Source organism: Streptomyces sp. NBC_00250 (assembly GCF_036192275.1).
Taxonomy (GTDB): Bacteria; Actinomycetota; Actinomycetes; order Streptomycetales; family Streptomycetaceae; genus Streptomyces.
The window spans coordinates 8238752-8264070 of sequence record NZ_CP108088.1; the positions used below are offsets into that span (position 1 = coordinate 8238752).

Sequence of the window (25319 nt, forward strand, 5' to 3'; positions counted from 1 at the left end):
TGCCCGGTCTCGTAGGTCTCCACCACCCGACCGGCGGAGGCCATGCCTGCTGGTCGATGGACGACTCGGCCCGCAGGGGGTCACGCACGAAGGAATCCGTCTGATCGGCCGAGTTCCATCGGATCTTTCCGAGGACATGGAGGCCTACGCGAACCAGTACGGCCCAGAGCTCCGCTCCAGCCCAGGAGGGGGCACCTGTCCGTCGACGCCTTCCAGATTGAGCTGGGCGCACAGGGAGTCGGCGGCACCGTGGTTACCTGGGCGCGCTGCTTCAACACCGGAGAGTTCGCGGGCACCTCCTGGGACTTACCCCGCAGGGGTCTGGCGCCACTAGGGACTGTCTGGCGAATGATCACCGAGCGGGGATGTGCGTGCTCGGTCCAATTGCCTTGCCGTCCTGACGCGGGCCAGTGATTCTGGGCAGGTGCCAGGACAGGGGAAGAGAAGGCGGCGGCAAGAGGACGCGCGGCAGCGGCTTGCTGCTCGCACCGCGTCGGACGCGGGACAGTGGGAAGTGGTCGTTGAGACTCGGGACCAGGCGGAGATGCGTACGCGGTTGTGTCGTCTTCGGGAGGCAGGAGTCGACGGGTCGATGATCCGGATCGACACGCTGTGCGGGCGCCTGGCGCTGCCGGCCACCTACCGGCTGAGCCGTTTCGTGACGGACCCCGCGCGGGAGTCCGAGCACGAGCACTCTGATCATTGATTTTGTGGCAGGTCGAGGTGAGTTGACGGATGCGGCGTGGGAGCGAATAGAGCCCCTGTTGCCGCGGGTGGATGGGCGTGGTCGTCCGTGGCGTGATCACCGGCAGGTGGTCAACGGGGTGCTGTGGCGGCTGCGGACCGGGGCTCCGTGGCGCGATCTGCCCGAGCGGTACGGCCCCTGGCAGACCGTCTACGAGCGGTTCGCTCGCTGGGAAGTGGACGGGACCTGGGCGAAGCTGCTGGAACACGTCCAGGTCCGCGACGACGCGGTGGGCCGGGTGGAGTGGACCGTCTCCGTCGACTCCACGATCAACCGGGCCCACCAGCACGCGGCCGGCGCCCGCAAAAAAGGGGCCGCAGACGGGGACGAACTAGAAGATCCGGGCCGCTCGCAGGCGCGTCAGGCCCTCGGCCGGTCCCGGGGCGGGCTGACTACCAAGGTCCACCTCGCCGTCGACGGCCGGGGCCTCCCGCTGTCCATCGTGCTCACGCCCGGCAACGTCAACGATGCCACCGCCTTCGGCCAGGTCCTTCACAGCATCCGCATCCTGCGCGCCGTTACGGGCCGACCTCGCACGACACCGGCGCGGGTGCTGGGCGACAAAGCGTATTCCAGCTGGGCGATACGCCACCTGCTGCGGCGCCGGGGCATCGTTGCCACGATCCCCGAACGCTGCGACCAGATGGCCAACCGCCGGCGACGTGGAACCCACGGCGGTCGCCCACCCGCCTTCGACGAGGACATGTACCGCGCCCGCAACGTGGTCGAACGATGCTTCGCCCGTCTCAAGCAGTTCCGCGCGATCGCGACAAGGTTCGACAAGCTCGCCGATCGCTACCGGGCTGGAGTCGTCGTGGCAGCTCTGATCCTGTGGCTCCGCGAACCCGCCGGGTGATCATTTGTCAGACAGCCCCTAGCTAGGGCCCGGGTCGACGCCGGCTGCTGGTCCGCAGATTCAAGCGAGACGCCCGGCGCGGGGTAGTCCATCATCCGTACCGACAACGGGTCGCTCGCGTACAGGCTGTTGCAGTAGAGGCCGCCGAGACGGGTGAAGGTGCCGCGCGACGGTGCCACACCCGAGACATCGGCGTCGTTCACCTGCACCGCGATGACGTGTCCCGGCCCGGGTTTCGGCGCCGCCGTGGCGTCGAAGCGGAAGCGGCCGTAGCCGCCCTTGTGGTCCCTCGTCACGACCCAAGCCTGCTGATCAAATGATCGAGTTATGGTCATTCGATTCGAATCTCTTGACTCTGATCTGGCGCGGTCACATGATGCACGCTAACAACCGCCGGATAGCTGCGCCGACTGGACATCGCCCAAGCCAGCGCAGTTCGACCGTCGGCTCAGTCGCGCCCCAGCGGCGGAACCTCTCCCCTGGAACCCGAGACTGCGAAGGGCTCGCTTCTACCCGCCCTCGCACTCTTCATCGACCATCAAGGAGCTCCCTGTGGCCCCATCCCAGCGCGTCGCCTCGCTCGCGGCGGTGATCGCGACCCCAGTCATGGACGCACCCACTCACCAGCGGAGAGGTGTCGCGGGGCCTCGCCGAGCCCGTCGGCTGGCCGCTGCCGTGGTCACCGCGACAGCAACCCTGGCCACCGTCGTCACAACGACGGCGCAACCGGCGGCCGGGCTGTCGCGGCCCGTCCCGGGCGACACGGTGAACATCGACCACTCCTATGCCACCACGCCGAGGATGATCCTGCGCTCGGAGGGCTGGCGGAACACGACAGCGGCCAGCTTGAAGAAGACGGCCGATGACGCCGTCTCCACCGGTCTCCGCGATCTGGGCTGGAAAACGGTCTCGTTCGACGACACATGGGCCGTGCGGGGTGACTGTACGGACTGGGACGCCAATGCCACCGTCGTGCCGAACTGCAAGGACGGGCGCGACACGGCCACCGGCAACCTCATCCCGTCGCCGACGAAGTATCCCAACGGTCTGAAGGACGTCGGCGACTACCTGCACGGCAAGGGGATGTTCTTCGGCGTCTACGCCAGCGGTGGCAAGTACATGTGCGATTCGGGTGGGCGTGCGACCGCCGCTCCGGGCAGCTACGACAACTTCGAGAAGGACTTCAAGTTCCTCGCGAGCGTAGGCGCCGATTACATCAAACTCGACTACTGCGGTGAGCCGAACACGAGCAACAAGTGCTGCTACACCGTTCTCGACAGCGACACCGAGATCAACACGGCCATCGAGTCGGCGCGCCGGGCAGCCGCCGCGATCAACGCCATCAAGACGGACGCCGACCCCGCCAAGCGTCGGTCGATGGTGCTGAACATCTCCGCGCCGGCGTACGCGAACTGGAAGAACGACACCTACGACACGCCGCTGTACCAGCGCATGATGAACAGCATCGGACCGGCCGGACACGCCTACCGCATCGGTGGTGACGTCGGCGCCACCAGCTGGGCGGGCACCATCGGGCTCGTCGACATGGTCGAGCAGATGCGCTCGTACGGCAAGCAGGGCCACTTCCTCGACCCCGACCGGCTGTACTTCGATGATTCCGTCCTGACGAGCGACAGTAAGCTCGGTGGCTATGCGATGTGGGCGATGCAGAACAGCCACATGGTCGCGATCGTGCGCAACTCCAATGCCAGCGGCGCGATCTCGGCCACGCAGGCGAACCTCATGAAGAAGGCCGACCTGATCGCGGTGGGACAGGACGCGTTGGCCGTTCCGGCGAAGCGGGTGGCCCGGGGCACCGGGTACGACGTATTCGCCAAGCCTTTGAGCAACGGCGACTACGCCGTCGCGATCATGAACCGTTCGGCGACGGCGCCGGTCACCGCCACGACGTGGGGCTCGGTGATCGGGACATCCGCGAAGACGTTCACGCTCTCGACGATCCTCGGACCCGACGTGTCGTCCATCGACGCGGCCGGCGGCTTCAGCGTCACCGTGCCGGCGGGCTCGACGGCCATGTACCGCCTGAAGGTCGCTCCTACGGCCGCGTACACCGGGTGGAACTTTGGGCTCGGCGGCTCGGTCGCCCGCAACGCCACCGCGATCACCGACGGTGACGCGCCGACCGCGGGCACCTGGGACGCGAGTGGTCGTACCCTGTCGTCCGACCGGCTGGCAGGCAACGCCCAGCTGCCGAACGGAACGCCGCTCAGCGTCAAGGCCGGGCAGACTGTCACGGTCGGCGGCGTCGGGTACACCTGGCCGAACACCACGTCCGGGAATTTCGACTCTGTCAAGCCGCTCGGGCAGACGATCGACTATGCGTACAACGGTTCGACCGTGAATTTCCTCGGCGCCTCGGGCAGCGGCGAAGCCGGTGGGACCATACGCCTCAACTACAGCGACGGCACGTCCAGCACGTCGACGTGGGGCTTCCCCAGCTGGAACTGCGCGCCCGCGACGAACTACCCGGCGACGGTCGCGTTCAGGGTGTTCGGGCGCAATGACACCCGTGGCCCGGCGGACCTGGGAACCGGGTTCTGTGTGTACACGAAGTCGGTGTCGATCGCGTCCGGGAAGTCGCTGGCGTCGATCACGCTGCCGAACGCGCCGAGCGTGCGCGTCTTCGCCATCAAGGTAACCTGACCGCCCTCTCCGGGGGCGGGTCCCCCGAGCCCCGACAGTCCATTGAGTGCGGGCAATGCCCATGACTGTCTGACCGGACCCGTTCCTCATTGCCGTGGGAGCGATTCCCGCGGTTCGCGAGCACCGCCAGATCGACGACGTCGATCTGGCGGTGCTCCGCATTCTGATGATCGGCGGCGCGGTCGGGGCCGTTAGGGGGTGGCTCTGATACTGATGCGGTAGTGCACCGATGCAAGCGTCACCCAGCCGGGGCGGCCTACGGACGCTGGCGACGTGGCCTGCGGCGGCGGCCCGCACCCGAGCACCGAGCTGGAGCGACGTCGGATCGGCTACGTGACTGCCGTCCCAGGCAAGCGGCCGATCGCCGCCAGCTGGCATCGTCCCGGCCGGCGTGCCGGCTCACGGCCTGCCGGAGAGGGCCTGACAGCGGCGCCGACGGCGGGAGCCGGAGCCGTGGGAGGTCGCCACGCCGGTCAGTGCCTCAACCTCCACGTGCCTGGCCGGGGGACCGCGAAACCACCGTGCCCACAGGCCTGCTGAGGTCACGCACCGTCCCATGGGCACGTACCGAGCACCGCTCGATCCCGCCCTTGCATATCCCGCCACTGCATCGATCTACCTTCAGGGCGTTATCACCTCAGGCGATCAAGTGATCGTGCGCCTGCTTCCTGGTTGTGGCATGTCCGCCGACGCCGTGCCGGTGCCGGTGCTCCACCCGTGGGGTGTACGAGCAGCGGCTCCCTGATGTGGTTCGGGAGACCGCCGTTCTCCTCGTGACCGAGCCCGCCTCCAACATGGTGTGACACAGCGGTAGCGCCTTCCTCGTCCGCTTCCGGCGGACGGAGAATCCCGTGGCGGCCGTTGCCTGGAGCTTGGGCGTCCGAGCGTGGTCCAGACCGCGCCTGGGCGCCCATTCCGGTGGGCGCGGCGGTTCCCAGGGTCGGCGCGGTGCTCCTGGTGACGCCGGTCTCGGCACGCGTAGGACTTCGGACGACCGGAGGTGACCGTCCTGCCTGGCCGGTGTGACGAGCTGTCAGCGTGCGCTGTCGGAGGAGGCACGGATCTTCAGTTCCGGCAGCAGTTCGACGTGGTGCGTGGGCAGCGACGAGCCGCTCTCGAGGCGGCGTAGCAGGAGGTCCACCGCTGCCGCGCCCACCGCGCGCTTCGGAGGCGAGACGGCGGTCAGCGGCGGTGCCGCCAGGGCCGCGAACACGTCGTCGTACGAGATCAGGGCGACATCGTCGGGCACCTCCAGACCACGCGCGCGGAGCAGCGGCGCGAGCTGGATGGCGTCCCGGTCGTTGTGCACCAGCACGGCCCGAACACCCGCGGCGGCGGCTTCGGCGATCTGCGCAGCGACCGCGTCGCTGTCGGCCCCGGGCCGGCGGATGTCGATCACCGGCTGGGGCTCGAGACCCAGCCGGTGGACGCACTCCTCGTACCCCGCACGCACCTGGTGCGCCGTCCAGCTGTCCGTGCGGGCTGCCAGCAGCACCGAACTGTGGCCGAGTGTGGCCAGGTGGCGCAGGGCCAGCAGGACGCCGTGCCGATGGTCGGAAGAGACTCCGTCCAGCTTGGCGCAGGCACTACCGGCGGCTGCGCGGCGCTCGACGAGAACGGTGGGCACCGGCAGGTCGCAGAGCCAGGCGCCGTCCTCGCTGTCGCTGTCCACCATCCAGTCCGGGGTGAGCAACAGGCCGTCGACATCGGACTGCACCAACTGCTCCACCTGCGCACGGTCACCCGAGGTCCCGTACGCGGCGACCCCCAGCACCAGACGGGTGCCGCTGGCCGCAGCGGCCGAGCGCGCGCCTGCGATCACCTCGTCGAAGTAGGAGCCGACCGTGGGGACGAGCATGCCGACGCCCCGGGAACGCCCCGTGGGCTTGTCGGAGCCTTCACTGACCGGCACCGAGACCGCCCCGTGCGATCGGCGCACCAGCCCCATGTCGGCGAGCGCCGCAACATCCCGGCGCACGGTGACCGCAGGGAAACCGAGCCGTTCGGCCAGATCCACCACGCGAACCGCGCCGAGTTCCCGTACGGCGTCAAGGATCCGGGCCCGGCGTTCCTCGGCCGTGATCGTCATGGCTTCCCTCCCTGTCCTTGCTCGACCGCGACACGCGGTACCAATGTCTGGATCAATTTGTGTCTGGATCAATTTGTATCATTCGATCGAAGTGCTGGAGCATCTTTCCGTGACCCCTCCGGGGTGCCGAGCCGACGAGTTCCGGCACACGCGCGGGGGCCATGGCTTGGCAGGGTGACAGCGCCTCCGGCTCCGACGGCCTTGCCTGTAGCAGACCTTCCGGGGTTCCTGCGGGGCTCAGGCAGTCGGGGGGCGACCGTTGGGAGTGGTGCGAGCGGTGGCCAGCAGGGCGTCCAGCCGGGCCGAGCTCGGCCGGCTGGACGGCGGCTCTCCGCCCGGATCCTCAGCGTGGGGGAGATGGGGCGGTGACCGAGTGATAGTAATTGCATACACGAGTGCACCGTCGGTCTCGGTGTCTCCGGGGGGAGGCGTCCAACCATGATCATCACCGCGGAGCAGCGGCGCGCCCGCATCCTGAAAGTCGTCCGGGAAGCGGGTACGATCCGCGTCATCGAGCTGGCCGAGCGGATCGGCACTGCTGCGGTCACCGCGCGGCGAGATGTCGCGGCGCTCGCCGAGAGCGGGCTGATCCGACGCTCACACGGTTCGGTCTCGCTGGCCGACGAGGCAGATTCTTCGGCAACCCACACGGCGCGCGAGCGGGTCGTGGGCATGCTCGTCCCCACCGTCGGCTCGTACTTCGACGAGGTGATCGAGGGGGCTCGCGCGGCGGCGGCCTCGGCCGGCGCCAGGCTGGTGCTCGGCATAGCCCCGTACGAATCGGCGGACGACCGAGCCCAAATCACGCAGCTCCTGGACGCCGGGGCCGACGGCCTGCTGCTCACCCCCAACTGGCACCCGGCCAACGGTTCCGCCGAGGCGGCGTGGGTCCGTGAGCTGCCAGTGCCGGCCGTCCTGGTCGAGCGGCTCGCCACCCCGGACAGTGCCGCCGCCGAGTTGGACTCCGTCGGCTCGGACCACCGGCACGGCGCCGTGCTGGCCCTGCGTCACCTGCGCGGGCTGGGCCACGCATCGGTCCTGCTGGTCGCCCGCGAGGACACCTGGACGGCCCACCAGGTGCGCGTCGGCTATGCGGAGGGCGTTCGGCTGCTCGGGCTTCAGCCGCATCCTGTCATCGACATCCATCGTCCGACGCTGGAGTCGGCGGGCGTGGCGGCGCGGATCTCCGAGGCTGTCGGCCAGGGTGTTCGCGCCGTCCTGGTGCACAACGACCAGGAGGCCATCCAGGTGGCGCCGTTGCTGCGCGCCGGGGGTCTGCGGGTGCCGGACGATCTGGCGCTGATCTCGTACGACGACGTGTTCGCGGCCCTCGCCGCGTCGCCGCTGACCGCGGTCGCCCCGCCCAAGCGGGCGGTAGGCGCCACGGCGCTGGAGCTGTTGCTGCGCCGTCTGAACGGTGGGTACGAGCTGCCCGTGCACCACATTCAGCTGTTGCCCGAACTGAAGGTCCGCACGTCGTGCGGCGGCGGTATCGGCGAGGAGGCCGGGTAGCCGCGGTACGGGGATTCGGCCGGACCGGCAGGGGGTGCCGTCGGATCAGCCGCACAGCGGGACGAGGAAGCGCCTCCCGGCCGCGAGCAGTCCCGGCAGCGGCGCGGCCGAGGGGAACCACGCCGCCTCGTACTCCCAGGACACCCAGCAGCCGGGCGGCAGCAGACGCAGGCACGCGTCGAGCTGTAGCACGCCGGCACCGAGCGGCAGCGGCGTGAGGTCGTCCGGACTGGCGATGTCCTTGACTTGCACGTAGCCGAGGCGTGGCCCCAGTGCCGTGAACGACTCCCTGGGTGACTCGCCCGCCAGATCGGTGTGCATGACGTCCCAGAGCGCTCCGACGGACGGGTGATCCACCACGTCGAGCACCCGGGCCACGTCGCTTCCGCCCCGGTGCGAGTCGTGGGTCTCCAGCAGAGCCCGGACGCCCAGGGAGTGGGCGGTATCGGCGACGGCCGCCAGGCGGCGGACCGCCCGCGCGTCCGCCTCGGCCGTGGGGCCGTCGCCACCACGCGCGAAGACCCGGAGATACGCGGCGCCGAGGTCGGCGGCCAGCCGGAGCTGGTCGCGGAGGTCGGCGAGGATCGGGCGGTCGTCGCCCGGGGCCGCGACGCCGGCGTATCCGGCCAGGGCCAGTGGGACGATGCCCGCGGTGGATATGGCTCTGGCCGCCGCCCGCCGTTCGGCGGCGTCCATCGCCGGGTGGATCGGCTCGCCGGGCGTGCACCGCAGTTCCAGCCCGTGCCAGCCGTGGTCGGCGGCCAGCCGCAGGACCTCGGTGAGTGGCAAGCCGGGAAGTCCGAGCGTGGAGAAGGCTATCGGCATGAAGGTCAGCCCTTCTGAGGGATGGCGGTGACGGTGACCTCGGTCGGTCCGAGGACCGCGTGGTGCTCACTGCCATCCGGCCAGAGCACACGTACCGTCCGGCCCTCGGTTGTCACGTGAGCAGCTTGGAACGGGTGGGGGGTGGGCCCGGAGAGCCGCGAGGCGGCGATGAGGAGCGCGGGGCCGTGGGTCGGCGTGCGACCGGTGAGCACCGGGACCGCGCCTTGGGGCCCGAAGGCAGTCCCGGTCGGAAGCGGGTGGCAGGCGGCCTCGGTGAAGCCCTGGAGGCACTGGAGCGTCGAGGCCAGGGGCGTGCACCCCGGCCTGGTGGCGGTGGCGCGGAGGTGGTCGGAGGCGCTGTGCACGTCGCCACCGGCCGGGGCCCAGCCACTCTGCCGTACCTCGGTGCCGGGTTCGGCCCCGGTGACCAGGTGGATGTGGACCTCGTCGGCGCCCGAGGCGAGGACGAGAGAGGTGATGGTGACTCCGTCCAGTTCGACGCCGCCGATCCGGGGACAGTGGGCGGAGGCGGCCCAGCCGCCGCCGGTTCCGAGGGGTTGGATCCGGCCTCGCTCGCTCAGCTCGCCGCCGACGACCAGGCCGAAGTGGTTGTCCGGGGGCCCGTCGAAGACCGGCCCGGTGGCAGTGGAGTGAGCGAGCCGGGCGTACAGCGGGCTGTCGGGCAGTACCTGGTCGTCAGGTTGGTCGTCGCTGCCGTGGTTGTGCAGCCGGACCAGCCCGTCCGCGGCGGTTGACTGGATCAGCCAGCCGGGCTGCGGCAGCGCGACGACGGCGTCCGCGGTCTCGGCCGGGCCGGGTTCTTCGACGGCGGTCCACACCGGATGGTCGGCCGGCAGCAGGAGTCCGAGGAACCCCTTGCTCGCCCAATAGGGCGAGGCCGGGCCGGAATACGACTGGACCATTGGCGGGTACGGCCCGAACCAGCCGAGGGTCAGCAGGCCGTCCGCGTCGAGGGCGCCGCCGTCGAGGAAATAGCGCAGGGCGCCGGAGGCGAGGCGGCGGGTGGTGCCGGGGGTCAGCGGCGTGTGGCCGCTGAGGGATCCGGCCCACAGGGGTGCCGTCGCGGCGAAGCGGTAGATGAGCGAGCGGCCCTGGTGGACGGGAGCGCCGTCCGTGCCGAAGGTCCTGGCGTAGCTGCCGAGAAAGGAGGCGAGCCGCCGGCCGTGGGTGTCGAGCAGCTTCCCGTCGCCGGAGAGGTGGGCGTGCAGGACGGGGTAGAGGTGGAAGGCCCAGCCGTTGTAGTGATCGAAGGCGCGGGGGCGGCCGTCGGTGTACCAGCCGCCGCCGCGGTGCCACTGCTCGATCTTCGCCAGGCCTTGCTCGACCGCGCGAAGGGCGGCGCCGTCCGCGTCCGGGTCGGCCCCGGCAGGGCCGCCCGTCTCGGCCAGGAAGGCGCCGACCATCGCGGGGAAGAGCCACCAGTTGTTGTCCACGTGGGTGACATGCAGGGCCGGGGCTAGCCAGGCGCGCACCTGGTCGCGGGTCTGCCCGTCCAGGCGGTCCCAGAGCCACCGACGGGTGAGGCGTAGACCCACGGCGATGGAGGCGGCCTCCACCAGTGCCTGGCCGCGGTCGGTGATCAGAGGCCAGGAGACGTGGTCCCCGTCGACGAGGTCCCGCTCGGTGGTCGGGGTGCGGCTGCCCGCTGCCAGTCCGGCGGCGTACCTCGGTAGCAGTCCGCGAGGGTCCTCGCCATCGGCCCCGGCGACCCGGAAGGCCGCGAGCAGGAAGGTGCGCGCGTAGCCCTCCAGTCCGTCTGAGCGCCGTCCGGACAGGCTGGGCCGGTCGCCCGGGAGGTTGATCAGCGCGCACTCGGGGCCCGCGTGCTCTCCGGCGGCAGCGAGCAGGCCGTCGGCGACGGCCTCCCAGTGGGCCCTGGTCCAGCCGGTGCAGGGGCTGAGGGTCCGGTCTTCGGGGGGAAGCGCGAGCGGGGGCATGCGGGTGCTCCTGGGCTGGGAGAGTGATCGGATCGTGGGTGGCCCGGGTCCGTCCGCCGGGAGTACCGACCGAATGATCCCGAGCGCGCTCGATCGGCTTCCGAGCTTATCCATGAGCATCAAGGGAGTGAGAGAGTTCAGTTGGTCACGATGGGATCACATCAGATCATTTGATCTAATCCTCTTGACTCCGATCGAAGGCGGTCGCAGGATGGCCGCACCCCGCCGACGGTCCACCGCTCGACCGTCGGCAGCTTCCGGCACATCGCCCCCTCCACAGGAGCCGCGCCCATGTCCGTCACCCTTTCCTCCGTACGCCGTCGCAGAGCGCGCGTCGCCGCCACCTTCACCGCCGCCGCGGTCTCCATGGCGCTCGTAACGGCCTGCGAGAGCGCCGACAGCGCCGCCCCCGCCGAGGACGGCAAGCCGGTCACGATCACCTTCTGGGGCTGGGCCAAGGGCACCCAGGAGGTCGTCGACGCGTTCAACGCCTCGCACAAGGACGTCCAGGTGAAGTTCGAGGCGATCCCCTCCGGCAACGCCGGGGGCTACGCCAAGATCTCCAACGCGGTGAAGGCGGGCAACGCCCCCGACCTCTTCAACACCGAGTACGGCGCCCTGCCCGACTTCGTCAGCCAGGGCGCCGTGCAGGACATCACCAAGCTCGTCTCCGACGACCTGAAGGCGAAGTACCTGCCGCAGGCCGTCGAGCTGTCCACCCTCGGCGGCTCCAACTGGGCGCTGCCGATCGACGCGGCCCCGCAGGCGTTCTTCTACCGCAAGGACCTCTTCGAGAAGGCCCGCATCACCTCCCCGCCGAAGACCTGGGACGAGTACCGCGCGGCCGCCCAGAAGCTCAAGAAGGCGGACCCGAAGGCCCGGATCGGCACCTTCTTCCCCGATGACCCGGGCGTTTTCGAGGCGATGTCCTGGCAGGCCGGGGCACAGTGGTTCACCGCCGCCGGTGACACCTGGAAGGTGAACCTGAAGAACCCGGCGACCGGCAAGGTCTCCGAGTACTGGCAGAAGATGATCGACGAGGACCTGGTCCGGGTGCAGCCGTCGTTCAGCCAGCAGTGGACGGCCTCCCTGCAGAAGGGCGAGACCGCCGCCTACCTCGGCGCCTCCTGGGGAGGCGGCGTACTGACGGGCACCGTGCCGGACACCAGCGGCAAGTGGGCCGTGGCCCCGATCCCGACCTGGGACGGACAGCCCGCCAGCGGCATGCTCGGCGGCAGCGTGTTCGCCGTCTCCAAGGACAGCAAGAAGGCCAAGGCCGCCGTCGAGTTCGCCACCTGGGCCACCACCACCCCCGAGGGCATAAAGGCGCGTATCGCCTCGGGCACCTCGTCGATGTTCCCCGCCGCGCCGGCGCTCGTACCGGTCGCCAAGGCCGCCTTCGGCACCGACTTCTACGGTGGCCAGGACATCTACTCGGTCTTCATCGACGGAGGCAAGTCCATCAAGCAGGGCTGGCAGTGGGGCCCGGCGATGGGTGCCACCAACAGCGCGATCAAGGACTCGTTCGGCAAGCTGACCAACGGCGGCACCATCGAGGCGGCCATCGACGCCGGCCAGCGGGCCACGGTCGCCGAGCTGAAGAACCGCGGACTCAAGGTCGCCGAGTGACGCACCCCGCGACGCGTACGCCGACCTCCCGCGCCGCCGCCGTCAGGCGGCGCGGGAGGCACGGGGCACCTGCCCTCCTGCTCGCCCCGTTCCTGCTGCTCTTCACGGCCTGCACGCTGATCCCGATCGGCTACGCGGCCTACCTGAGCCTGTTCAGCGAGAAGCGCTCGGGCCTCGGCTTCGGCGGCTCCCAGTCGGTCTTCACCGGCCTCGGCAACTACACCCGGGCACTGACCGACGACGCCTTCCTGGCCGGCTTCTGGACCACCGCCCAGTACTGCCTGCTCTACATCCCGGTGATGATCGGCCTCTCGCTGCTGCTGGCCCTGCTGCTGGACTCCGCGCTCGCCCGAGCCCGCCGCTTCTTCCAGCTGGCCCTGTTCCTGCCGCACGCCGTGCCCGGCATCATCGCCGCGCTGATCTGGATGTACCTCTACACCCCCGGCATCAGCCCGGTCATCGAGGCGCTGAACTCCGTCGGCGCGCAGGCCGACGCGCTCGGCCACCCGCTGCCCGCCGTGGTCAACATCGCGGTCTGGGAGTGGACCGGCTACAACATGGTGATCTTCTACGCTGCGCTGCAGGCCATCCCCCGCGAGGTCCTGGAGGCCGCAGTGGTCGACGGCGCCGGGCCGCTGCGCACCGCGTTCAGCGTCAAGATCCCGCTGATCCGGGCCTCGATCTCCATGGTCGGGATGTTCACGATGATCGGCTCGCTCCAGCTGTTCACCGAGCCGATGATCCTGCACGGCACGGCCCCGGGCGTGATCAGCACCTGGACTCCCAATATGTACGCCTACGCCGCCGCCTTCGAGCGGGGCGACTACGGCCTCGCCGCAGCCGCCTCCGTCCTGCTGGCCCTCGTAGCCGCCACCCTGTCCTTCGTCGTCACCCGGCTCACCCGTGGCCGGTCCGACCGTCGAGCGGAGGCCACCGCATGACCACCATCCTCACCCGCCCCAAGCGGGACCGCGCCCACGGGGCCGCGTCCGCGCACGCGCCGCACCGGCCGGCACGGCGGCCGCTGTACCTCTCGAAGATCGCGGTCAACGGCGCGCTGGCGCTGGCCACCGCGTACACCCTGCTGCCGCTCGGCTGGCTGCTCACCGCCGCTGCCAAGAAGACCGGCGACCTCCTCGGTGGGCGCGCCCTCACCCCCGAACACTTCAACCTCGCCCAGAACCTGCACAACGTCGCCACCGCCGACGGCGGTGTCTATTTCAACTGGTACGTCAACTCCCTGCTCTACGCCGGAATAGGCGCCCTCCTCTGCGCGTTCGTGTGCGTCTGCGCCGGTTACGCCTTCGAGGTATACGCCTTCCGCGGCAAGGAGGCGCTGTTCGGCCTGGTACTGGTCGGCGTGATGGTGCCCACCACCGCACTCGCGCTGCCGATGTACCTGATCGCCTCCAAGGTCGGCGTGGTCAACACCTTCTGGGCGGTGTTCCTCCCCTCGCTGGTCGCCCCCTTCGGGGTCTATCTCTCCCGGGTGTTCTGCGCCGGCTACATCCCCGGTGAAGTCCTCGAAGCCGCCCGCATGGACGGCGCCGGCGAGCTGCGCACCTTCTGGTCGGTGGGCCTGCGCATGGTGATGCCCGGCTACGTCACGGTGTTCCTCTTCCAGTTCACCTCCATCTGGAACAACTTCTTCCTGCCCCTGGTGATGCTCTCCGACAACGAGCTCTTCCCGCTCAGCCTCGGCCTCTACACCTGGAACACGGAAACCCGTGCCTTCCCTGAGTACTACCCCCTGGTCGTCACCGGCTCGCTGCTCGCCGTCATCCCCCTGGTGGTCGCCTTCGTCGCCCTGCAGCGGCACTGGAAGGCCGGCCTCACCGCGGGCAGCGTCAAGTAAAGCCACCAGGCCATCACGAACACATCCAGGAGAATCGAGTGACCACCCCTCCGACCGCGCCCGCCGAAACCGCCGAACCGGCGGCTCCCGAACGCTCGCGGCCCCGAGCCGTCCTCGCCATGCACCCCCGGCTGGCGCCCAGCCTGATCGACTCCGGCACGATGGCCAGGCTCACCAGCCTCGCCGCGCTCGACCCCTCCGTCGTCGTCGACGACTTCACGACCCCCGAAGCCGTCGCGGCCCTCGCCGACGCCGAGGTCATCATCAGCAGCTGGGGTTGCCCGCCCATCGACGAGACCGTCCTGGCCTCCGCGCCCAGCCTGCGCGCCGTCATCCACGCCGCAGGATCGGTCAAGCACCACATCACCGACGCCTGCTGGCAGCGTGGCATCCAGGTCACCTCGGCGGCCTGGGCCAACGCCCTGCCGGTGGCCGAGTACACCGTCGCGGCCATCCTGTTGGCCAACAAACAGGTTCTGCGCCTCGCCACCGAGTATCGCGACCGTCGTGCCCCGTACGACTGGGCCTACGCCAACCCAGGCATCGGCAACTACCACCGCACCGTCGGTATCGTCGGCGCCTCCCAGATCGGCCGCCGGGTACTCGAACTGCTCCGCCCGTTCGACATCGAACTCCTGCTCCACGACCCCTACGTGGACGCCAAGGAGGCTGCGGAGCTCGGTGCCCGGTCGGTGGCGATCGACGAGCTGTGCGCAGTGAGTGACGTGGTGAGCGTCCACGCGCCCGAACTCCCCGCCACCCGGCACCTGATCAGCCGTCGGCTGCTCACCCTCATGCCCGACGGTGCGACCCTGGTCAACACCGCGCGCGGCTCGCTGATCGACCAGGACGCCCTGGTCGAGGAGCTGGTGGACGGCCGCCTCAACGCGGTCCTCGACGTCACCACGCCTGACGTGCTGCCCGCCGATTCGCCCCTGTACAACCTGCCGAACGTGCTCCTCACACCTCACGTCGCCGGCTCCCTCGGCACCGAGCTGCACCGTATGGCCGCCGCCGCGGCGGGCGAACTCGCCCGCTACACGGCGGGCCTGCCCTTCGCGCACCCGGTGCTCCGCCAGAACATCCACCGCACAGCCTGACTCCCTTCAGTGAACAGCAAGGGGAGACCATCCACGTCCCGTAGGTGTGATCTGCGTCGTGATGAACGGCGCCACAGGCCGGATGGGCCACCTCCAGTACCTGGTCCGGTCGATCCTGGCCATCCGAGAGCAGGGCGGTCTCGCCCTCGGTGACGGCGAGGTGGTGCGGCCCGAACCGATCCTGGTCGGCCGCGACGCGCACAAGCTCAAGATCTCGCCGACCGCAACGGGCTCGCCCACTGGACCACTTCGCTCGACGAGGCGCCCGCCCACCCGCTCGCCGAGATCTACTTGGACGCCCAGGTCACTACCGCCCGCGAGCAGGCGGTCCGCCCAGAGATCGCCGCCGGCAAGCAAGTCTGCACCGAGAACCCGACTGCCGAATCCCGGACGTGGCAATGGAGTTGGACCGCGTGGCCCGTGAGGCCGGGGTATGCAACGGCGCCGTGCAGGACAAGCTGTTCCTGCCGGGCCTGCTCAAGCTGAAGCGGCTGGTCGACGGCGGCTTCCTCGGCCGCATCCTGTCGGTCCGCGGAGAGTTCGGCTACTGGCGAGGGCGACTGGCAGGACGCCCAGCGCCCGTCGTGGAACTACCGCGCCGAGGACGGCGGCGGCATGATCCCGCACTGGTGGTAAGTGCTGGACAACGTCGTCGCCCCGGTCCGCTCCGGCTACGCCCAAACCACCACCCACATCCCCGAGTGGTTCGACGAACAGGGCCGGCGCTACACGGCGACCGCCGACGACGCCGCGTACGGCATCTTCGAGCTGGAGGGCGGGATCACCGCCCAGATCAACTCCTCGTGGGCCGTCGGGGTCGACCGCGACGAGCTCGTGGAGTTCCAGTCGACGGGACAACGGCGAGTTCGACAACGGCTTCAGATCCAGTGGGAGCTCTTCCTGAAGCGCGTCGCCGTCGGCGCGCCGTCCCACTGGGACCTGCTGGAGGGCGCCAAGGGCGTCCGACTCGCCGAACTCGGTCCCCTCTCCGCCGGCGAGGGCCGCCGCCTCGAAGTGCCCGATCTGGAGATCTGATGGGCGCCGTGGACGCCCCGCGAGCCGAAGATTCGCATCGGCACTTGCGACCACTGCTGCACCGAGGACTGCTGTCTGGGTGTTTTGTCGCCTCGGCTATGGGCACGCAGTGCTGGGTTCCTGGATCGGTTGCACCGACTTGAGCAACATTCATGTTTGATATTGCTCGACATGAGGCATTAAGCAGCACATCTTTTCAACTTGCCGTCGCCTGGAGTACATTGCGCGCCAACCCCCCATCTGAAGTCCGGCCCTGCGCTCCGCGTACCCCGGACCGTCGCAGGGAGTCTCGATGAGACTCGGCTCAGACCCGGGCAGGCGCCCGGGGCGCCGGAGATTCATAGCCACCGCACTCGTAACGGTCGTCGTCGGCGCCGGCCTCGCCACCGCGGGACCCGTCGGAAACGCGGCTGCCGCCGACACGGCGGGATCGGTGACAGGTCTCAGCCAGTCCGGTTCCACGTTCACCGCTACGACGTCATCGGGTGCCAAGGCCCGCATCTCCTTCGCCCGCTCCGACATCTTCAGGGTCTGGCTGGCGCCCGACGGCCTGTTCACCGACGACCCTGCCGGGAGCGACCTCGCGATCAAGACCGACTTCGGGGCTGCGGCGACGAGTTACAGTGACGCGGGCTCGTACTACCGGATCACCACTCCGGAGCTTTCCATCCGGGTCAATAAGGCGCCGCTGAAGTTCTCCGTCTACCGGGCGGACAACAGCACGCTGGTGTGGCAGGAGACCGCGCCCACCAGTTGGGACGGTGGGAAGACCACGCAGCACCTCGCCCAGGGCGCCGACGAGCAGTTCTACGGCACGGGTCTGCGGCTCGGCGAGTGGGCGCTGCGCGGCAAGACCGTCCCGGTCGCGGTCGACAACAAGTGGAACGAGAACAACAACGCCAGCCCGGCGCCGTTCTACATGTCGACCAAGGGCTACGGCGTCATGCGCAACACCTGGGCGCCAGGCTCGTACGACTTCGGCTCGCCCGGGGCGTTCACCCACAACGAGAACCGCTTCGACGCCTGGTACTTCGTCGACACCTCGCTCAAGGGCGTCCTCGACGACTACACCGACGTGACCGGCAAGCCGTTCATGGCTCCCCAGTGGGGTTTCGAACTGGGCAACGCCGACTGCTGGAACGCGTCCAACCCCGACTACCAGGGTGATCACCAGCGGGCCCGTCACCAGACGACCAAGGACGTCGTCGGATACGCGACGGACGCCCGTGCCGCCGACATGCCGTCAGGCTGGTTTTTGCCGAACGGCGGCTACGGCTGTGGCTACACGGACCTCACGGACACTGTGAAGGCGCTGGACGAGAAGGGTTTCAAGACCGGCCTGTGGACTTCTACCGGCCTCGCGAACATCAAGGACGAGGTCGGGGTCTCCGGTAGCCGCGGCGTCAAGACGGATGTCGCCTGGATCGGTGGTGGGTACAAGAAGGTGTTCCAGGGTGTCCAGCAGGCCGTCGACGGTATCGAGAAGAACTCCGACGGGCGCCGGTTCGTGTGGACGGTCGACGGCTGGGCCGGTACCCAGCGCAACGCGGTCGTCTGGACCGGCGACACCAGCGGCACCTGGGACGACATGCGCTGGCACGTGCCCGCCATCGCGGGCGCCGGGCTCTCGGGTCTCAACTACGCGACCGGTGACGTGGACGGTATCTACGGCGGCAGCCCCAAGACGTACGTCCGGGACCTGCAGTGGAAGTCGTTCACGCCGGCGTTCATGACGATGTCCGGCTGGGGCCTCACCAACCCCGAGGCCGGTTACCAGGACAAGCAGCCCTGGCGCTTCGCGGAGCCGTACCTGTCGATCAACCGCAAGTACCTACAGCTGAAGATGCGCCTCATGCCGTACCTGTACAGCATGAGCCGCGTCGCGCACGAGACCGGTGTCCCCAGCACCCGGGCCATGGTGCTCGAGTACCCGAACGACCCCGTGGCCCGCGGCAACGAGACCAGCGGTCAGTTCATGGCGGGTGACTCCTTCCTCGTGGCCCCGGTCGTCTCCGACACCGACGTGCGCAACGGCATCTACCTCCCGGCGGGCACCTGGACCGACTACTGGACGGGCAAGACCTACACGGGGCCGGGCTGGATCAACGGCTATAACGCCCCGCTCGACACCCTGCCCCTGTTCGTCAAGGGCGGCGCCATCGTCCCGATGTGGCCGAAGATGAACTACACGGGTGAGAAAGCCGTCTCCACGCTCACGTACGACATTCACCCGCGCGGAAACTCCTCCTTCACCCTCTACGAGGACGACGGCATCACGCGCAAGCACGAGACCGGTAACTTCGCCAAGCAGAAGGTCGACGTCACTGCCCCGACGTCCGGATCCGGCGACGTCACCATCTCGGTGGGGACGGCCAACGGCACCTACGACGGCAAGCTCGCCTCTCGCGACTACGCGTTCAGCGTCCACACGGCGAAGGCGCCCACCGGCGTCACCGTCGGCACCACGGCGCTGACGAACCACGGCTCCAAGAGCGCCTACGACGCGGCCTCCACCGGGTGGTACTTCGACGCGGCCGATCGCGGTGGCGTCCTCTGGATCAAGTCCGGCAGCAAGTCCGGCGCGTTCACGGTCAAGGCGACCGGGACCACCCTCCCGACCGCCGGCGCGATCCCGGTCTCCCCGCAGATCCCCAAGGCGGACTGGGTCGCTACGGCCGACAGCCAGGAAGCCTCCCAGCCCGCCGGCAACGCGATCGACGGCAACCCCGCTACGCTGTGGCACACCGCATGGTCGTCCGGCACTCCCGCTGCGCTGCCCCACGAGATCCGGATCGACCTCGGCAAGCGGTACACCGTGGACAGCCTCACCCATCTGCCCAGGCAGGGCGGGGGCGTCAATGGCCGGATCGGGCGGTACGAGGTGTACGTCTCGGAGACAACGGCCGACTGGGGAACCCCGGTGGCGACCGGCTCACTGTCGGACATCGCCGGAAGCACCACCATGCCACTGACTCAGAAGACCGGTCGCTACCTGAAGCTCAAGGCTCTCAGCGAAGCGGGCGGCCGTGGACCGTGGACCAGCATCGGCGAGCTCTCCGCCACCGGGACCGCGGCACCGCTGCCGAACAACACACAACTGGTCAACGCCGCCTCCAAGAGCTGCATCGACCTGCCGGGCAGCAGCACGACGCCCGGTACCAAGCCCACGCTGTACAGCTGTCACGGCGGCGGCAACCAGACGTGGACCCTCCACTCCGACGGGCGGCTGAGCGGCCTGAACGGCGCCTGCCTCGACGGCGAGGTCGCTACGGACGTCACCGTGCAGACGTGCAACGCGAGCGCGGGACAGAAGTGGTCTCTCGGGCCCGAGGCCTCGATCCGTAGCGGGGGCAGGTGTCTGGCGCCGGTGGGTTCGGCCACGGCGAACGGCACGCGGCTGACCCTGGCGACCTGTGACAACGGCACCGATCAGAGGTGGTCCTTCACCTCCTGATACGTCACCGAAGGAATCCGGCGGCTCTCCCGACCCGCGATGGGTGAGGGGAGCCGCCGGCACGTACCGGCGGCGGGCACGCGGTGTACGGAACCCGCCTGCCCGCCGTCGCCACGCGACTGGACCCGGGGTGCTCCACCGCGCGTGGGCACAGAACACGGGTCGGCGGTGATCCCGGTTTGCTGGAGGGCGTCCTGAGCCGGCATCACGTCGCTCGGTTCCGGCAGGAATATTCCTACGACTGCCTACCTACGGGACCCTCGTCGAGAAAGAAGGATGGCCCCGCACTGTTCCGCTCACGACTCGCACGCTGTGTGGACAGAGCCGGTCTCAACCCAAGCTCGGACAGGCGATCTCACCGCGCGAGAGTCGCTATGGACCGCCTTGCTCACACGAGGCGAGGGCCCGGCTGCGGTGTCAGCCGGGCCCTCGCCATGAGGTGCCGAGACCCGTCAGCGGCCGGCCAACACGTTCAGCAGCCGAGCGACTTCGGCGGCCACGGTGTCGCGGGCGGGGCCCAGGTACTTGCGTGGGTCGGCGGCCTCGGGGGACGCCTGCAGCCGCTCGCGCACCGTACGGGTGAACAGCTTGTTGAGGTGGGTGGAGATGTTGACCTTGGTCATTCCGGCCGCGACAGCCTTCGCGAGATCGGAGTCGTCGACGCCCGAGGAGCCGTGGAGCACGAGGGGGACGTCGAGTGCGGACTTGAGCCGTGCGATGAGGTCGAGGTCGAGTTCGGCGTCGCGGGTGAGCATGGCGTGCGAGCTGCCCACGGCGACGGCCAGGGCGTCCACGGCGGTGGCTGCGGCGAATGCGCGGGCCTCGTCGGGGTCCGTGCGGACACCGGGGGCGTGGGCACCGTCCTTGCCGCCGACTTCACCGAGTTCGGCCTCGACCCACACGTCGTGGCGGTGGCAGTGGTCGGTGATCATACGGGTGGCTGCGACGTTCGCGTTGTAGGGCAGCTTCGAGGCGTCGAACATGACCGAGGTGAAACCGAGGTCCACGCCTTCCTGGACGAGCTTCGCGGATTCGGCGTGGTCGAGGTGGACGGCCACTGGAACGGCGGCGGCACCAGCGACGGCGAGCGAGGCGAGAGCGATCGGAGCGAGGGAGCCGTGGTAGCGGGCGGTGTTCTCGCTGATCTGCAGGATGACCGGGAGTCCGGCGAGCTCGGCTCCGGCGACGATGGCCTCCGCGTGTTCGAGCTGGACGACGTTGAACGCGCCGACACCTGTGTTGGCGTCCCTTGCGGGTCCGATGATGTCGTCGGTGCGGGTCAGGGGCATGGGTGCTCTCCACTGAGTGGTGATGAGGGAACGGCCGGTGACGTGGACGTTTCGGTGTCCCCGCAACCGGCCGGACGGGTGTGACGACTGAGGCGGAGTGGGCCACCGGCGCGCACCGGTACAGGGCCGGTGGCTGGTGCGATGCCGGCCCTGCCGAAGCACGGAACAGTTGTCAGGCGTCGCTGGTCGTGAGGATGACGGAGCGGGTGAGGTTGCGGGGGCGGTCAGGATCGTAACCTCGGGCTTCGGCGAGGTGGACGGCGAGGCGCTGGGCCCGGATGAGGTCGGCGAGCGGGTCGAGGGCGTCGGCCTGGTCGCCGGAGGCGCTGGTGTAGGTGCCGCCGACGCGAGCGATGTCTTCGGCCAGGCCGCGCGGTTCGGGGCCGAAGAGCCAGGCGACGCGCCCGGGGCCGGTGATGCTGATGGGGCCGTGGCGGTACTCCATGGCCGGGTAGGCCTCGGTCCAGGCACCTGCGGCCTCGCGCATCTTGAGGCCGGCTTCGAGTGCGAGGCCGTAGGTCCAGCCGGTGCCGAGGAAGGTGAACTGGTCGGCGCCGCAGATGGTGGCGTCGAGCGGCTCGGTGACGGCGCGCTCGGCGTCCTGGACGGCCTGTGCCAGCAGGCGTACCCCGACCGGCAGAGCGTCCTCGGCTTCGAGGTGGGCGCGCAGCAGGGCCAGGACCGTGGTGGCGAACCTGGTCTGGACCACGGACTGCTCGTCGGCGAAGTCGAGCACGGCGACGGTGTCGGCAACCGTCATGACGGGGGTTTCGGGGTCGGCGGTGATCGCGCCGGTGGCGATGGTGCCCTTGACCTGCGTCAGGAGGTCGAGGACTTCGGTGGTGGTGCCGGAGCGGGTGATGGCGATGATGCGGTCATAGGCCCGGCCTGCCGGGAACTCGGACGCGGCGTAGGCGTCGGTCTCGCCGTGGCCGCCGCTCTCCCGAAGCTGCGCGTAGGCGAGTGCCATGAACCACGAGGTGCCGCAACCGACGACTGCGACTCGCTCGCCCCGGCGCGGCAGGACTTCTGCGAAGGAGGCGACGGACTCGCCCGCACGCCTCCAACTCTCCGGCTGGGACGCGATCTCAACCGAAGTCCGGGAGGTCTCGAAAGTGGTCACGAGATTCCTTGGGTTTGTAGGAGTGGAGAAGGAATGCTGGAGACGGATGCTCTGTTGCGATCACCAGCTGCTTCAATTTATGTTTGAAATGCTTCATTTTCAAGCAACTCTGAACAGTTGCGTGGATATCGGGGGCGAACCTCGTCCACACGAACCTCTCGGCGGAAGCGCAGATAGACGGCGGCGTCGATGTCACCGGCGACGGCGCACGGCACGGCGGCGGCCGACAGTGCGACTGCCTCGCGCAGGATGTCCGGCCACGGCGCACAGGCCGCCAGGCCCGACGCGATCGCGGCGACACACGCGTCGCCCGCGCCGGTCGGGTTGCCGGACAGCTGCTCGGGAGGCGTCGCACGCCACGTGCCCTCCGGCGTGATCGCGTGGAGGCCGTCCGGACCCGCCGACACCACGACCGTTCGGGCTCCCCGGGCGCGCAGCTCCGCGGCGGCCGCCGCGGAGTCGTCGCATCCCGTCACCTCCCTGATCTCTGCCGCATTGGGCTTGATCACGTCGGGACCGGCTTCCAGGGCAGCCACCAGAGCGGGGCCGGAGGTGTCGAGCACAGTCACCGCCCCCTCGGCGGCCGCCCCGCGGATGAGTTGCGCGTATGCGTCCTGCGGCAGTCCTGGAGGCGTGCTGCCGCTCAGGACCACCACCCTCGCGCCCCGTATCAACGAGGCGTAGTGACGTGAGAAGGCTTCCCACTCGGCTGGTGCCACCTGCGGCCCCAGCCCGTTGAAGACGGTGGCGTCGCCGTCGTCGCGCGAGACCACGGCAAGGGTTCGCCGGGAGTCGCCCGCCACGGCCGTGAACGCGTCACGTATCCCCGCGGTGCGCAGCTCGTCGCGTATCGCGCGACCGGTGGGCCCGCCCGCGAGCCCGGTGGCGACCGGCGAGTGCCCGAGGAATGCGAGTACCCGGGCGACGTTGATTCCCTTGCCGCCCGCCCGCTCGTGTGTCGTGTGGACACGGTGGGACGTCCGGGGGCGCAGTTCGGCGACGTCCCACGTGACGTCGAGGGCGGCGTTGAGGGTGACCGTGACGATCACGAGGCGGATGCTCCTGTCGGTGGGGTGGTGGGAATGCGGTGACCGGCGGCCTGCCATGCGGCCAGGCCGGCGCCCAGACACCCGGCGCGGTCCCCGAACTCGGCGCGCACGAGCATCGGAACGCGTTGGAAGGTGAGTCGTGCGGCCAGCCCGTCGCGTACGGGATCCAGTAGGAGTCGGTCAGCTTCGGTGAGACCTCCGCCGAGGACGATCAGCTCGGGGGCGACCAGCGTCGTGACAGTGGCCAGCGCCTCCGTTAGTCCTTCGGTGGCCCTGTTCCATACGGCCTGGGCCGCAGGGTCACCGGCCTCGACCAGCGCAGCCACTTCCGCCGCGCCGGCCACTGGATGTCCGGAGCGCGCTGTGTACGCCGTCGCGACGGCGCTGGCGGACGCGACGGTCTCCAGGCAGCCCGTCCCGCCGCAGGCACAATCGGTGCCGCCGCGGACCACCACATGGCCGAGTTCGCCGGCGAATCCACCCGAGTGGACCGGTTGGCCGTCGCAGACGAGGGCGGCGGCGATACCCGTGCCGATCGCCACGAAGAGCACGTTCTGCGCACCGCGTGCCGCGCCGAGGACACACTCGCCCATGCCGCCCGCCCGGACGTCGTGGCCCAGCGTCACGGACAGCCCCGTACGAGCGGTGAGAACGGCGGCGAGCGGGACGTCGCGCCAGCCGATGTTGGCCGACCAGACGGCCCTCTGCCGACGCTCGTCGACGATGCCCGGAATCACAACTCCCGCGTCATGCGCCGTCAAACTCTGCTCCGCGGCCAGCCTTTCCAGATCGAGAAGCGTGTCGCTGATGCCGTCGATCACCGCGTCCGGTCCGTCGCCGCGTGGCGTCGGACGGCGCAGTGACGCGATCGTCTTCATGGAGCGGTCCAGGACCGCGCCCTTCATGCCGGTTCCCCCGACGTCCAGAGCGATCACACAGTCCGGGGTACGACCCTGGTCAGATACGCGTGCTCCCGAACCGACGAGCGTAGCCGAGGTGAGTGACGTGCTGATGTCCATTGCTGTCGAACCATTCTGGATGATCGATTGTGCGTGCCGAAGGACCCAAGCAAGCGAAATCATTCAGTTCTCATGTTCGCAGTATCCACTGTGGAGGCCCCTTGGGTCCAGAGCGGGACGCCTCGTACTTGTCTGGCGTGCAGAAAAACACTTGTCGCCGCCGGTGCTCGATGCTGCGGCGCTACGATCAACTTCGCGCATGCTTCGGCTGCCTGCCGTGATTCCTCAGGGCGGAGCAGCGGGACCCGTGCGTCCGATGGAAGTCCCAAGGGCAAGGAGGGGTGCAGCGGATGTCCAAGCAGGCGCGGTGGAGCAAGTTGCTCGAGTTGTTGGCCGTCGAGGGCAAGCTGGACGTGGAGGAGGCAGCCGCGGCCGTGGCGGTGTCGGCCGCCACGATCCGCAGGGACCTCGACGAGCTTGCCGAGCAGCGGCTACTGGTCCGCACCCGGGGCGGCGCGATCGGGCACGGCGTCTCGTACGAGCTCCCCCTTCGGTACAAGTCCTCCCGCCGAGCCGCCGAGAAGCAGCGGATCGCCAACGCGGTGGCGGACCTGCTGAGCGTGGGGGACGTCGTCGGCCTCAACGGAGGCACGACCACCACGGAGGTGGCGAGGGCGCTCGTTCTCCGGGCGGGCACAGGCCCGGCCGAGGCGGGTGAGGCCCCTTCCGGCCCGATGTACACCGTCGTCACCAACGCGCTGAACATCGCCGGCGAGCTGGCGGTTCGACCGCAGTTCAAGATCGTGGTGACCGGCGGTGTGGCCCGGCCGCAGACCTATGAGCTGGTCGGCCCCCTGGCGGCAGGGGTGCTGAATGACGTGGTTCTCGACGTGGTCGTGCTCGGCGTCGACGGCATCGACCCGCAGTTGGGGGTCATGACGATGCAGGAGGACGAGGCAGGCATCAGCCGGCTGTTCACGGAGCGCGCCCGCAAGGTGGTCCTGGCTACGGACTCCTCCAAGGTGGGCAAGCGTGCCTTCGCGAGGATCTGTGACCTGAACCGGATCGACGTCATCGTCACCGACGCCGATCTCGCTCCGGACATGGCTTCACGGCTCACCGAGGCGGGCATCGAGGTGGTCACCGTCTGACTCCGTGCGCCGCGCCGCTGGGCGCG

Annotated in this window: 16 protein-coding genes and 1 pseudogene; 10 read left to right on the forward strand and 7 right to left on the reverse strand. The window is 69.4% G+C overall.

What is annotated here, in order from left to right; all coding sequences use genetic code 11:
• Positions 1-710: 710 nt before the first annotated feature.
• Positions 711-1623, forward strand: a protein-coding gene (locus OG259_RS37210; RefSeq protein ID WP_328946268.1) for an IS5 family transposase whose coding sequence is annotated in 2 segments (ribosomal slippage) — positions 711-1595 and positions 1597-1623 — 912 coding nt in all. Because the reading frame shifts where the segments join, the coding sequence is not laid out codon by codon here.
• 530 nt (positions 1624-2153) lie between these two features.
• Positions 2154-4265 carry an alpha-galactosidase gene (locus OG259_RS37215; RefSeq protein ID WP_328946269.1) on the forward strand — a complete coding sequence of 704 codons (2112 nt, stop codon included), beginning with the start codon at positions 2154-2156 and terminating at the stop codon, positions 4263-4265.
• A gap of 1033 nt (positions 4266-5298) precedes the next feature.
• On the opposite strand, the gene OG259_RS37220 is transcribed toward OG259_RS37215, so the two are convergent.
• Positions 5299-6354: a substrate-binding domain-containing protein gene (locus OG259_RS37220; protein ID WP_328946270.1), complete on the reverse strand. Its 1056-nt coding sequence runs from the start codon at positions 6352-6354 to the stop codon at positions 5299-5301.
• A 438-nt stretch (positions 6355-6792) separates the two neighbouring features.
• Between OG259_RS37220 and OG259_RS37225 the strand changes: the two genes are divergently transcribed.
• Positions 6793-7866, forward strand: coding sequence for a substrate-binding domain-containing protein (locus tag OG259_RS37225; RefSeq protein WP_328946271.1), 1074 nt, complete (start codon positions 6793-6795; stop codon positions 7864-7866).
• 45 nt (positions 7867-7911) lie between these two features.
• Here OG259_RS37225 and OG259_RS37230 read toward each other — a convergent pair whose 3' ends face one another.
• Complete coding sequence (locus OG259_RS37230; protein ID WP_328946272.1) at positions 7912-8691, reverse strand: sugar phosphate isomerase/epimerase family protein; 780 nt, start codon at positions 8689-8691, stop codon at positions 7912-7914.
• Between the two features lie 5 nt (positions 8692-8696).
• Entirely contained in the window at positions 8697-10649 is a 1953-nt protein-coding gene (locus tag OG259_RS37235; protein WP_328946273.1) for a DUF2264 domain-containing protein, read from the reverse strand.
• 291 nt (positions 10650-10940) lie between these two features.
• Here OG259_RS37235 and OG259_RS37240 point away from each other — a divergent pair, with 291 nt between their 5' ends.
• The 6 genes and pseudogenes from OG259_RS37240 to OG259_RS37265 all read left to right on the forward strand — a co-directional run bounded on the left by OG259_RS37240 (position 10941) and on the right by OG259_RS37265 (position 19722).
• Positions 10941-12278, forward strand: coding sequence for an ABC transporter substrate-binding protein (locus OG259_RS37240; protein ID WP_443052080.1), 1338 nt, complete (start codon positions 10941-10943; stop codon positions 12276-12278).
• Positions 12275-13219 carry a carbohydrate ABC transporter permease gene (locus OG259_RS37245; RefSeq protein ID WP_443052081.1) on the forward strand — a complete coding sequence of 315 codons (945 nt, stop codon included), beginning with the start codon at positions 12275-12277 and terminating at the stop codon, positions 13217-13219. Before OG259_RS37240 ends, OG259_RS37245 begins: the two co-directional genes overlap by 4 nt.
• Positions 13216-14133 carry a carbohydrate ABC transporter permease gene (locus OG259_RS37250; RefSeq protein WP_328946274.1) on the forward strand — a complete coding sequence of 306 codons (918 nt, stop codon included), beginning with the start codon at positions 13216-13218 and terminating at the stop codon, positions 14131-14133. Before OG259_RS37245 ends, OG259_RS37250 begins: the two co-directional genes overlap by 4 nt.
• 119 nt (positions 14134-14252) lie before the next feature.
• Positions 14253-15233, forward strand: a complete 981-nt coding sequence (locus OG259_RS37255) for a hydroxyacid dehydrogenase (protein WP_328947291.1) — start codon at positions 14253-14255, stop codon at positions 15231-15233.
• A gap of 61 nt (positions 15234-15294) precedes the next feature.
• Positions 15295-16268 (forward strand): annotated as a pseudogene (locus OG259_RS37260) (Gfo/Idh/MocA family protein).
• Positions 16269-16560: 292 nt separating this feature from the next.
• Positions 16561-19722 carry a TIM-barrel domain-containing protein gene (locus OG259_RS37265; protein WP_328946275.1) on the forward strand — a complete coding sequence of 1054 codons (3162 nt, stop codon included), beginning with the start codon at positions 16561-16563 and terminating at the stop codon, positions 19720-19722.
• A 452-nt stretch (positions 19723-20174) separates the two neighbouring features.
• Here OG259_RS37265 and OG259_RS37270 read toward each other — a convergent pair whose 3' ends face one another.
• The 4 genes from OG259_RS37270 to OG259_RS37285 all read right to left on the reverse strand — a co-directional run bounded on the left by OG259_RS37270 (position 20175) and on the right by OG259_RS37285 (position 24118).
• Positions 20175-21011 carry a class II fructose-bisphosphate aldolase gene (locus OG259_RS37270; protein ID WP_328946276.1) on the reverse strand — a complete coding sequence of 279 codons (837 nt, stop codon included), beginning with the start codon at positions 21009-21011 and terminating at the stop codon, positions 20175-20177.
• A 172-nt stretch (positions 21012-21183) separates the two neighbouring features.
• The gene (locus tag OG259_RS37275) at positions 21184-22134 is read right to left on the reverse strand and encodes an SIS domain-containing protein (protein ID WP_328946277.1); all 951 of its coding nucleotides are present in this window, start codon (positions 22132-22134) and stop codon (positions 21184-21186) included.
• Positions 22135-22211: 77 nt separating this feature from the next.
• A complete protein-coding gene (locus OG259_RS37280) occupies positions 22212-23183 on the reverse strand; it encodes a 1-phosphofructokinase family hexose kinase (RefSeq protein WP_328946278.1) in 972 nt (323 codons plus the stop codon).
• A complete protein-coding gene (locus tag OG259_RS37285) occupies positions 23180-24118 on the reverse strand; it encodes an ROK family protein (protein ID WP_328946279.1) in 939 nt (312 codons plus the stop codon). Before OG259_RS37285 ends, OG259_RS37280 begins: the two co-directional genes overlap by 4 nt.
• Before the next feature lie 374 nt (positions 24119-24492).
• On the opposite strand from OG259_RS37285, the gene OG259_RS37290 reads away from it, so the two are divergent.
• Complete coding sequence (locus OG259_RS37290) at positions 24493-25293, forward strand: DeoR/GlpR family DNA-binding transcription regulator (protein ID WP_328946280.1); 801 nt, start codon at positions 24493-24495, stop codon at positions 25291-25293.
• Positions 25294-25319 lie beyond the last annotated feature (26 nt).

Excerpts from the sequence above, each read along its gene's own strand:
- OG259_RS37220 (WP_328946270.1), bottom strand. The coding sequence starts at position 6,354 with ATGACGATCACGGCCGAGGAACGCCGGGCCCGGATCCTTGACGCCGTA.
- OG259_RS37230 (WP_328946272.1), bottom strand. The coding sequence starts at position 8,691 with ATGCCGATAGCCTTCTCCACGCTCGGACTTCCCGGCTTGCCACTCACC.
- OG259_RS37290 (WP_328946280.1), top strand. The coding sequence starts at position 24,493 with ATGTCCAAGCAGGCGCGGTGGAGCAAGTTGCTCGAGTTGTTGGCCGTC.
- OG259_RS37235 (WP_328946273.1), bottom strand. The coding sequence starts at position 10,649 with ATGCCCCCGCTCGCGCTTCCCCCCGAAGACCGGACCCTCAGCCCCTGC.
- OG259_RS37265 (WP_328946275.1), top strand. The coding sequence starts at position 16,561 with ATGAGACTCGGCTCAGACCCGGGCAGGCGCCCGGGGCGCCGGAGATTC.
- OG259_RS37255 (WP_328947291.1), top strand. The coding sequence starts at position 14,253 with ATGCACCCCCGGCTGGCGCCCAGCCTGATCGACTCCGGCACGATGGCC.
- OG259_RS37225 (WP_328946271.1), top strand. The coding sequence starts at position 6,793 with ATGATCATCACCGCGGAGCAGCGGCGCGCCCGCATCCTGAAAGTCGTC.
- OG259_RS37240 (WP_443052080.1), top strand. The coding sequence starts at position 10,941 with ATGTCCGTCACCCTTTCCTCCGTACGCCGTCGCAGAGCGCGCGTCGCC.
- OG259_RS37250 (WP_328946274.1), top strand. The coding sequence starts at position 13,216 with ATGACCACCATCCTCACCCGCCCCAAGCGGGACCGCGCCCACGGGGCC.
- OG259_RS37270 (WP_328946276.1), bottom strand. The coding sequence starts at position 21,011 with ATGCCCCTGACCCGCACCGACGACATCATCGGACCCGCAAGGGACGCC.